Here is a 1,445-nt window from a genome sequence, read left to right as displayed (position 1 = left end):
AGAAGGCCATTGCCGGAACGCTGGTGGCAGTACGGCGAAAAGCGACCCGCGATGCGCAGGGCAATCAATCCGTTGCCTGAAGTGCTGGTCATCGCGCTTGTCAGCAAGACCGTGATGCCGATGCGGGTGCCCGCGGCCCAAGTCTTCAGCCACATGCTTGCGGTGTTCGCAACTGATGACTATGGCGACCAGGCAGTCTTGTCATCAAGCCTGCACCAATTATGGGCGATCACCTACGGATCCACCCTTGAGACGCGGGTGCGCTATACCCCCTCGGATGTGTTCGACACGTTTCCGCGTCCTCCAGGCTCCGATCGCCTTGCAGCCATCGGCCGGACCCTAGACCAGGAGAGGCGCGCGATCATGCTGAGGCGTGATCTCGGGTTGACCAAGCTTTACAACTTGGTCAACGATCCGGCTGTCTCCACCGACCCCGATGTGGTTCGGTTGAGAGAGTTGCATGTCGAGGTGGATGAGGCTGTCCTGGCTTCATACGGGTGGTCCGACGTCTCGTCAGGTCACGGCTTCCATACCTTTCGTCAACTGGAACGATGGGGCCCCAGCGCAACAGCTCGGACAGAACTGCTGGATCGGCTCCTCGTGGAGAACCGTGACCGCGCAGGCGCAATAACCACCATGACGCACCCCCAGCGGGCGAATCCGGTTCCGATCAAGGAAGGCACGCTATTTGACTGAGGCTGGCAGCTTGACTGAGGCTGGCAACGAGCCTAGGCCAGATCCCGTCAGCCGAAGAGAGTGGCTGACTCACCTTGGGTGCTTGATTTGCGCGACACCTGCTTTGGATGCACCGCGGCTTCGCTGCGCCTACGATTCTCTTCGAGCAGCCGATCAAGGAGTTCCACCCGCACGGTCGGACTAACCGTCCAGCGCTCCATCCTCCTGAATTCATGGAAGCCGTGGCGGAGGTCGATGTCGTCCCATCCGTAGGCGGCGAGGACCGCGTGGTCGAGTTCGACGTGGATCTGTCGAAGGCGTGCGACATCTGCGTCGGCAACGTCCCGGAGCGCGGGGTCGTTCACAAGGTTGTAGATCTTGGTGAGTCCGAGATCCCGCCGAAGCATAATGCCCCGGCGCTCCTCGTCCAACATTCGTCCAACTCGAACTAATTCGTCGGTGGCATTCGGACGCGGGAACGTTTCAAAGACATCCGACGGCGTGTACCGAGGATCGTTTCTCATGCCTGATCCGTAGGTGATTGCCCATAGCTGGTGCAGGCTTGATGACAAGACTGCCTGGTCGCCATAGTCATCAGTTGCGAACACGACCGTCTGCTCACTCGGCACCTGCCCGGTCGGCACTCGCAGCGGCATCACGGTCTTGCTGACGCGAGCGATGACCAGCACTTCAGGCAACGGATTGATTGCCCTGCGCATCGCGGGTCGCTTTTCGCCGTACTGCCACCAGCGTTCCGGCAATGGCCTTCT

The 1,445-nt window shown here is 60.4% G+C and carries 2 pseudogenes; one reads left to right on the top strand and one right to left on the bottom strand.

Annotated features, from left to right (window positions below):
* Window positions 1-696, top strand: a pseudogene (locus G531_RS26220) (SAM-dependent DNA methyltransferase); the annotation flags it as partial.
* Window positions 697-743: 47 nt separating this feature from the next.
* Here the strand turns inward: G531_RS26220 and G531_RS26215 are convergent.
* Window positions 744-1,445, bottom strand: a pseudogene (locus tag G531_RS26215) (hypothetical protein); the annotation flags it as partial.

The organism is Granulicoccus phenolivorans DSM 17626 = NBRC 107789 = JCM 15570 (assembly GCF_000423085.1).
GTDB classification, from domain to species: Bacteria; Actinomycetota; Actinomycetes; order Propionibacteriales; family Propionibacteriaceae; genus Granulicoccus; species Granulicoccus phenolivorans.
This window is presented reverse-complemented; position numbering and strand designations above follow the sequence as displayed.